Raw genomic sequence first — 7,251 nt, 5'->3', positions numbered from 1 at the left:
ACCTGTGAGGACGCGAAGTACGGCGTGTCGCGGACCTTCGCGACCGACGTGATCACCGGCGGCCCCAACTACATCCTGGGCTACCTCGACATCCCCGAGGACGCCGACGGTTCGCCGGCCTACAAGGGCCCCTACACCGGTGAGGGTCAGGACCTCTTCGACAAGGCCGTGACCTGTGACGGCAACACCATCACCTACCGGTTCAAGAAGCCGTGGCCGGACTTCCCGCTGGCCATCGCGGCGCTCGCGGCGTTCGACCCCTACCGGCAGGACCAGGACAAGGGTGCGAAGTCGCAGTTCACCGTCTTCTCCGACGGCCCGTACATGCTGCAGGGCGAGTGGAACGAGGACAGCGGCGGCACGTACGTGCGCAACCCGAAGTGGGACGGCAACGAGGACAAGACCCGCGAGGCCAACCCGGACTCGTTCGTGTTCTCCATCGGCACCGAGGCCGAGGTCATCATCGACCGGCTCATCGCCGACCAGGGTGATGACGCGAACGCGATCTCGACCCGCAACATCACCCCGGCGCAGTACCCGCAGATCACCGGTGCGGTGGCCGACCGTGCGGTCAACTTCGCCTCGCCGTACAGCAACTACCTGGTGCCGAACTTCAACCGGTTGACCAACCTGAAGGTGCGTCAGGCCCTGGCCGCGGCCACCGACCGGGCCGGCTACAGCGCGGCGCTGGGCGGCGACAAGGCCTCCAAGCCCTCGCAGTCGATCGTCAACCCGTCGACGCCGGGCTACGTCGCCAACCCGGCGTTCGGCCCGGACGGCAAGCCGGACATCGAGGGCGCCAAGCAGCTGCTGCAGGAGTCCGGGGAGACGCTGCCCGTCCCGATCAAGCTGACCTACCCGATCGGCTCGGACGCCACCGACAAGGCGTTCGCGGCGCTCAAGGCCAGCTATGACCAGGCCGGGTTCGACGTGACGCTGGACGGTCTGGACCCCTCGGGCCCCTACTACGACACGATCCAGAAGCCGGGGTCGGACTCCGACCTGATCTGGGGCGGTTGGGGTGCTGACTGGCCGTCGATCTCGACGGTGATCCCGCCGCTGTTCGACAGCCGGATCAACCTGACCAAGGCCTCCAACGGCCAGGACTACGGCAACTACAAGAGTGACGCGGTCAACGCGGCGATGGACGCCGCCCTGGCCGAGACAGACCTCGACAAGGCCAACCAGATGTGGGCCGACGTCGACAAGATGCTGTCGGACGACGTCGCCTACATCCCGCTCGACGTGTCGCAGTTCTACTACCTGCACGGCTCGAACATCGAGAACTACGTCAACGCCGCGTCCACGAGTGGCTACCCGGACCTGGGTGTCATCTCGGTCAAGGACGGCGGGAAGTAGCCCCCTCCCCGCAGTGAGTGCACGCCGGGTTCGGCCCTGCTTTCGGGCAGGGCCGAACCCGGCATGTCATACGGAGGGGTGAGAGCGGCGGTGTCGATGCGGACCTGTGACCTAACCGTGACTGCGGGCAGACCTGCAGCCTTCTCGAGGCAACGAGACTGGCAACGTGGTTGACGGCCCCTGGATGGAACGACCGCGCCTGCTGGCGCTCCACATCGGCGAGATCGCGTCCTTCGTCGCTCTCGTCGACCACGACGGCTTCACGACGGCCGCCCACGCGATGAACCTGTCCCAGGCGGCGTTCAGCGCCCGCATCAACCGGCTCGAACGCGCCCTCGGCGTCACGCTCGTGGACCGCTCGGTCCGGCGGCTGACCCTCACCCGCGAGGGCCGGGCCTTCCAGCCGCTGGCCAAGTCGCTGCTGTTCATGCTGGGCGCGGTTGCCGACTCCGTCGACGCGCACCGGCAAGGGGTGTGAGCCCTACGCTCCCGGGGTGCGCATCGACCTGACCACCCTCGTGGTCCGCGACCAGGACGAGGCGGTCCGCTTCTTCACCCGGGCCCTCGGCTTCGAGGTCACCGAGGATCGCATCGGCACGACGAACCAAGGCAGGCCCAAGCGCTGGCTCGTCGTACGCCCGCCCGGCGACGAGCCCGGACTGCTGCTCGCACTCGCGGACGGCCCCGAGCAGGAGGCGGTGGTCGGGCGGCAGACCGGCGGCCGGGTCGGGTTCTTCCTGCGGGTGGAGGACTTCGCGACCCAGCACGCGCGGATGGTCGCGGAGGGGGTCCGGTTCCTCGAGGAGCCCAGGCACGAGCCGTACGGCACAGTGGCGGTGTTCCTCGACTGCTGCGGCAACCGCTGGGACCTGGTCGGCGAGTAGCGGCAACGGCTCAGATGAAGCCGGCGAAGTGCGCGGGGTCGACCCGGGAGGCGATGGCGCGGCCGAACTCGCACATCTCCTCGATGAAGTCGACCCCGTCGATCCGGTCGAGGTCGTCGGCGCTGAGGTGGGCCACCCCCAGCTCCTCGAGGCTGACCGGATGGGTCTCGGCGTCGTAGCGGAGGTAGGTGAACAGCGGCTCGGGCAGCAGCCCGGCGCCACAAGGTCGCCGAGCTCGGCATCGATGGCCGGGCCGGCGCGGCACTCGTCGAGCACGCGGCACACGAGGTCGTTCTGGACACCCGCGCTGTGGATGAGGGCCTCGGGCACCGACGTGGCGTAGCTGAGCAGCGTCAGGTCGTCCGCGCGCAGGTCCTCCCGGGCGCGCTCGCTGGTGCCGGTGCCCACGCTGACCAGCAGCAGCTCGTCGCGGCCGGTCGGCAAGCCCAGGTTGTACGCCGGAACGTGGGAGCGGCCGCGCTGGCCCGGATCAGCTGCCACAGGGGCAGGTCGAGGTTGGAGCCCGGGCCGAGGTTGTAGCGGGCGTCCGGGTTGCTGCTCACAGGCCAGGGCGATCCGGTGGCCCAGTTGCGCAGCCCCAGGAGCTACAGGCAGCGCAGGTCGGCCGCGCCGAGCGTGCGCTCCTCGCCGAGCTCGCGGCGCAGCACGGTCTCGATCCCGGCCTCGTCGTACCGGGCGCGCACCAGGTCGAAGAGCCCCGCCCGCGTGAAGATCGAGCGCATGTTCTCGCGGTAGAGCTCCTGGATGCGGCTCACCGGCAGCCCGATCGCCACCCCGCCGGCGATGATCGCGCCGGTGCTCGTGCCGCCGACGTAGTCGAACCAGTCGCCGAGGACGAGCGTGGGGTCACCGGTCTCGTCGCGCAGCACCTGCTCGATGCGGGCCAGCACCTCGAGCGCCACCACACCGCGCACGCCGCCCCGTCGGTGCTCAGGAGGCGGTGGCTCACGCCGGACTGTCTGAGCGGCCATCGGCCGTCCTGACCAGACCGAGCCCGTGCGTCACACCAGCCGGTGCTCGAAGGCGTAGGCCGCCGCAGCGGTGCGCGAGCTCACGTCGACCTTGACGAAGATGTTCGAGAGGTGCCGAGCCACGGTCTTCTCCGACAGGAACAGGACGGCCGCGATCTCGGGGTTGGTCCGCCCGGACGCCACCAGCCTCAGCACCTCCACCTCCCGCTCGGTGAGCCCGTCGGGTCGTGAGGGGGACAGCAGCGCCGCCACCTCTCGCTCCGCCGGCACCGCACCCAGCTCGGAGAAACACTGGCGGGCGGTGGCCAGCTCGACCTGCGCGGACTCCGGATCTCCGAGCGCACCCAGCGCCCGGCCGATGAGGACCCGGCACCTCGACGCCTCGTAGGGCGCGTCCAGCAGCTGCCAGGCCGCGAGTGCCGCCCGGCCCTGATGAAGGCCGCCCGACGCGTCGCCGCGCGCCACCCGGAGGGCGCCGCCGGCGTAAGCCGCCCAGGCGCGGAGCGCCGCGCACCCGAAGGAGCGCGCGATCTCGTCGAGCTCCTCGACGAGGGGCGCCGCCTCGTCGAGGCCGCCCGTGGCGACGAGCGCGTCGATGGCAGGAGGCAGGAGCCGCGAACGGTGGACGGCGTCGAGCGGGTCCGCGAGCAGCCTTCGGAGCGCGGTGAGCGCGGTGTCGGTGCGCCCCGCGGCCAGCCACAGCATGGCGAGCCCGGGCTGGGGGTCGCCACCCAGGGCGAGCGCGCGCTCGTAGGCCTCGCGCGCGGCATCGAGCTCGCCGCGGATCACCAGGATGTCGCCGCGTTCCTTCAGGGCGAGCCCGGCGGGCGCGGGCGTCCCCGCCGAGAGGTAGCGCTCGACCGCACGCTCCAGCTCCTCCAGGGCGGCCGCGAGCTCGCCGTGGACCCGCAGGATCTGGCCCCGATGGACGGCGCACTGGCCCGTGTACGGCACCAGGCCCGGCTGGTCGTCGACCCATGCCGTCAGCGCGCTCGTCCACTCGGCGGCACGACCGAAGTCCGAGACCTCCTGGCAGGCCTCGATCAGCGAGCAGTAGACGTCGCCTGCGACGAGCGGCGACACCTCGCCCGTGGCGACACCGACCATCGCCTCGTCGAGCATCGCCAGCCCTTCCGGCACCCGGCCGAGATACATCTCCATCCGGCCCTGCGCCATCAGCCCCATCGCCATCAGGTCCGCATCTGCGAAGCGGTGTCCGTAGTCGGCCACCTGGACCGCGAGGTCCCGAGCGGCGTCGTAGTCGCCCGCGCCGATGTGCGGGTACATGAGGTGGATCGCCAGGTACCCCCGCTCGACGACGTCCCCCTCCACGTCGTCCAGGAGCCGTTGGCAACGACGGACCCACCCGCCACCGACCGCGGTCTCGCCGGCCGCGATCAGGACCATGGCGAGCCGGCCCGCGGCGCGGGCCGCTCCGAGGGGGTCACCCTGCTCGAGCGAGGCCTGGTGGGCGCGCTGCAACGCCTGCACGCAGTCGTTGCGGTGCCCGAGGAGGTAGGCCGACGTGGCGAGTCGGCTCAGGTCCTCGGCGTCGAGGGTTTCGCTGTCGAGGTCGGCGAGCGCGCTGTAGGCCGAGATCCACTCGCGACGCTCGAACGCCTCTCGTGCCCGTGCCAGGTCGTCGACCACGCCCATCGCGAATCACCCGCGTAGCAGGATACGCCGCCCGACGGCTCACGCGGCCTGGCGATGGAGGTCGGCTGCGCCCTCCGCGATGCGGCCCGCCACGTGGGCCGCGTCCCGCCCGGCGCCGAGCCACATCATCGAGCTGAACGCGAACTGGAAGCTGAGCCCGCAGAAGTAGAGCCCCGGGGCGCCCGCGACGACCCCGCGTAGCTCCACCGGCCAGCCGTCGTCACCGAAGACAGGGAGGTCGATCCAGTCGAACGCCTGCCGGAAGCCGGTGCACCAGATGACGTTGGTGACGTCCGCGACCGTTCCGTCGTCGAGCAACGGCCGACCGTCGCTGACTCCGCCCACACGGGCCGTGATCCGCCGGACCCCCCGTACCTCGAGATCCTTGGCCTTCACGCGGATCGCCGGCCCACCGTGGGTGCGGACCTCGTCCATGGCATGTCGCCCCAGCGGGTTGCGACGGGTGACGACGTGCCGGAACACGAAGGCGAGGACCGGCCAGACCACGTGGGCCACCGGTGAGTCGATGTCTCCCGGGAACTGGCCACAGTCCCGGCCGCACAGGATCGTCGGGTGCTCCTCGGCCACGTCGAAGGCGACGTCCATGCCCGAGTGGGACGCACCCACGACGAGCACCGGCCCAGGCTGCAGCTGGTCGGTGCGGCGGTACTCGCTGGAGTGCAGCTGGCGGATCGACGGGTCCAGCTCGCGAGCGGCCTCCGGGATCCTCGGCGTCCGGCCGAAGCTCCCGGTCGCCACCACGACGTTGTCGCACGTGATCCGGTCGGTTCCCAGGTCGGCGACGTACCCACCCCCGGACCGGGGTGCGAGCCGGTGCACGCGGGTGCTCATCCGGATCGGGAGGTCGAAGTGGAGGGCGTAGCGCTCCAGGTACGCCGCGGCCTCGTCCTTGCCGGGGTAGTGCCACTTGGGAGCGGGGAACGGCAGTCCCGGGAGGCTGTCGTACTTGGCCGGCGTGAAGAGCCGGAGCGTGTCCCACTGCCGACGCCAGTTGTCGCCCACGCGCTCCATCGCGTCGACGACGAGGAAGGGCCGGCCGAGCCGCTGGAGGTGGTAGCCCGTGGCGAGCCCCGCCTGTCCGGCGCCGATGATCAGGGTCTCGATGTGCTGGTCAGTCATGCCGCGGACGCTAGGAGTCAGCGGGGGCCGGCCGCGTCGGGCGAACTGTGCATCCTCGTCCGGACCGGGATGGGTAGGTGTTCGTAGCGGAGGTACCACCCGAGCATGAGTCCGCTCGTGACCAGGTAGAAGGAGTGCAGCACCCACAGCGGGCCGGCCGGCAGGCTGAACACGTAGAGCGAGTGCACGACGTTCCCGGCGTTGGCCAGTGCCAGGTTGCCGAGGCTGTAGGAGCCCAGGTCGCGGGTCCGGCCGGCCTTGACCAGCATCGGCAGGGTGCTGCTCGCGAAGATCACCGTCGAGGCGACTCCGGCGAGCACCGGGAGGCTGGTCAGGTCCACAGCACGACGCTAGGAACGCGGTCGCACGCAGCGCGTCGGACGGACTGTGCATCTGTGGTGGCCGGGCATGGGTGGAAGACCGCACGGCCGGGCCCAACCTGACCGCAACGACCACGAAAGTAGCCTTGAGCCATGGGAACGGCCCTGCCGGCGTCCGCCGACGACATCGCTGCCCGTCTCGGCGACACGGGATACCTGTGCGACGACGCGCTGGCCACCGTCACCTTCCTCGCCCTGCGCATGCAGCGGCCGCTGCTGCTCGAGGGCGAGCCCGGCACCGGCAAGACCGCGCTCGCGGAGGCGGTGGCCTCCGCGCTGGACCTGCCGCTGGTGCGGCTGCAGTGCTATGAGGGCATCGACGCGACCCAGGCGCTATACGACTGGGACTTCCCGCGCCAGATCCTGCACCTGCGGGCGCTCGAGGCGGCCGGCGCCGGCACCGATGTCGAGGAGGCCGAGAAGAGCCTGTACGACGAGCGGTTCCTGCTGGCGCGGCCGGTGCTGGCCGCACTGCAGCAGAGCCCGGCTGTGCTGCTCGTCGACGAGGTGGACCGGGCAGACGACGAGTTCGAGGCGTTCCTGCTCGAGGTGCTCTCCACCTACCAGGTGACGATCCCCGAGCTCGGCACGATCACCGCAGCGACCCCGCCGGTGGTCATCCTCACCTCCAACCGGACCCGCGAGATCCACGACGCCCTGAAGCGGCGCTGCCTCTACCACTGGGTCGAGCACCCGGGCCTTGAGCGTGAGGTGGAGATCGTGCGCACCCGCGCCCCCGAGGTCTCCGAGCAGCTCGCCCGGCAGGTCGTCCGGCTCGTGCAGCGGCTGCGGACCGATGAGGGACTGCTCAAGCCGCCGGGGGTCGCCGAGACTCTCGAC

General features: G+C 70.9%; 9 protein-coding genes. 4 read left to right on the top strand and 5 right to left on the bottom strand.

The window, feature by feature from the left end; all coding sequences use genetic code 11:
* The 3 genes from VFV89_RS02830 to VFV89_RS02820 all read left to right on the top strand — a co-directional run.
* Nucleotides 1-1,359: ABC transporter substrate-binding protein (locus tag VFV89_RS02830; RefSeq protein WP_329704383.1), on the top strand; the 1,359-nt coding region annotated here is incomplete at its 5' end.
* A 166-nt stretch (nucleotides 1,360-1,525) separates the two neighbouring features.
* Nucleotides 1,526-1,837 carry a LysR family transcriptional regulator gene (locus VFV89_RS02825; protein ID WP_329704382.1) on the top strand — a complete coding sequence of 104 codons (312 nt, stop codon included), beginning with the start codon at nucleotides 1,526-1,528 and terminating at the stop codon, nucleotides 1,835-1,837.
* A gap of 16 nt (nucleotides 1,838-1,853) precedes the next feature.
* The gene (locus VFV89_RS02820) at nucleotides 1,854-2,243 is read left to right on the top strand and encodes a VOC family protein (RefSeq protein WP_329704381.1); all 390 of its coding nucleotides are present in this window, start codon (nucleotides 1,854-1,856) and stop codon (nucleotides 2,241-2,243) included.
* A 10-nt stretch (nucleotides 2,244-2,253) separates the two neighbouring features.
* On the opposite strand, the gene VFV89_RS02815 is transcribed toward VFV89_RS02820, so the two are convergent.
* The 5 genes from VFV89_RS02815 to VFV89_RS02795 all read right to left on the bottom strand — a co-directional run bounded on the left by VFV89_RS02815 (nucleotide 2,254) and on the right by VFV89_RS02795 (nucleotide 6,372).
* Complete coding sequence (locus VFV89_RS02815; RefSeq protein ID WP_329704380.1) at nucleotides 2,254-2,508, bottom strand: hypothetical protein; 255 nt, start codon at nucleotides 2,506-2,508, stop codon at nucleotides 2,254-2,256.
* Between the two features lie 340 nt (nucleotides 2,509-2,848).
* Nucleotides 2,849-3,178 (bottom strand): patatin-like phospholipase family protein, encoded by a 330-nt coding sequence (locus tag VFV89_RS02810; RefSeq protein WP_329704379.1) that lies wholly within the window; start codon nucleotides 3,176-3,178, stop codon nucleotides 2,849-2,851.
* 87 nt (nucleotides 3,179-3,265) lie between these two features.
* Nucleotides 3,266-4,891: a LuxR C-terminal-related transcriptional regulator gene (locus VFV89_RS02805; RefSeq protein ID WP_329704378.1), complete on the bottom strand. Its 1,626-nt coding sequence runs from the start codon at nucleotides 4,889-4,891 to the stop codon at nucleotides 3,266-3,268.
* A 39-nt stretch (nucleotides 4,892-4,930) separates the two neighbouring features.
* Nucleotides 4,931-6,031, bottom strand: coding sequence for a flavin-containing monooxygenase (locus VFV89_RS02800; RefSeq protein WP_329704377.1), 1,101 nt, complete (start codon nucleotides 6,029-6,031; stop codon nucleotides 4,931-4,933).
* 17 nt (nucleotides 6,032-6,048) lie between these two features.
* Nucleotides 6,049-6,372, bottom strand: coding sequence for a hypothetical protein (locus tag VFV89_RS02795; protein ID WP_329704376.1), 324 nt, complete (start codon nucleotides 6,370-6,372; stop codon nucleotides 6,049-6,051).
* 132 nt (nucleotides 6,373-6,504) lie between these two features.
* Between VFV89_RS02795 and VFV89_RS02790 the strand changes: the two genes are divergently transcribed.
* On the top strand, nucleotides 6,505-7,251 hold a 747-nt coding region (locus tag VFV89_RS02790), incomplete at its 3' end, for a MoxR family ATPase (RefSeq protein ID WP_329704375.1).

This window comes from Nocardioides sp. (assembly GCF_036274455.1).
GTDB lineage: Bacteria > Actinomycetota > Actinomycetes > Propionibacteriales > Nocardioidaceae > Nocardioides.
The sequence above is the reverse complement of the archived record's forward strand: the minus strand, read 5'-3'. Positions and strand labels throughout refer to the sequence as shown.

What these genes read in the sequence shown, in the direction of transcription:
- VFV89_RS02805 (WP_329704378.1), bottom strand. Translation starts at nt 4,891, where the DNA reads ATGGGCGTGGTCGACGACCTGGCACGGGCACGAGAGGCGTTCGAGCGT.
- VFV89_RS02800 (WP_329704377.1), bottom strand. Translation starts at nt 6,031, where the DNA reads ATGACTGACCAGCACATCGAGACCCTGATCATCGGCGCCGGACAGGCG.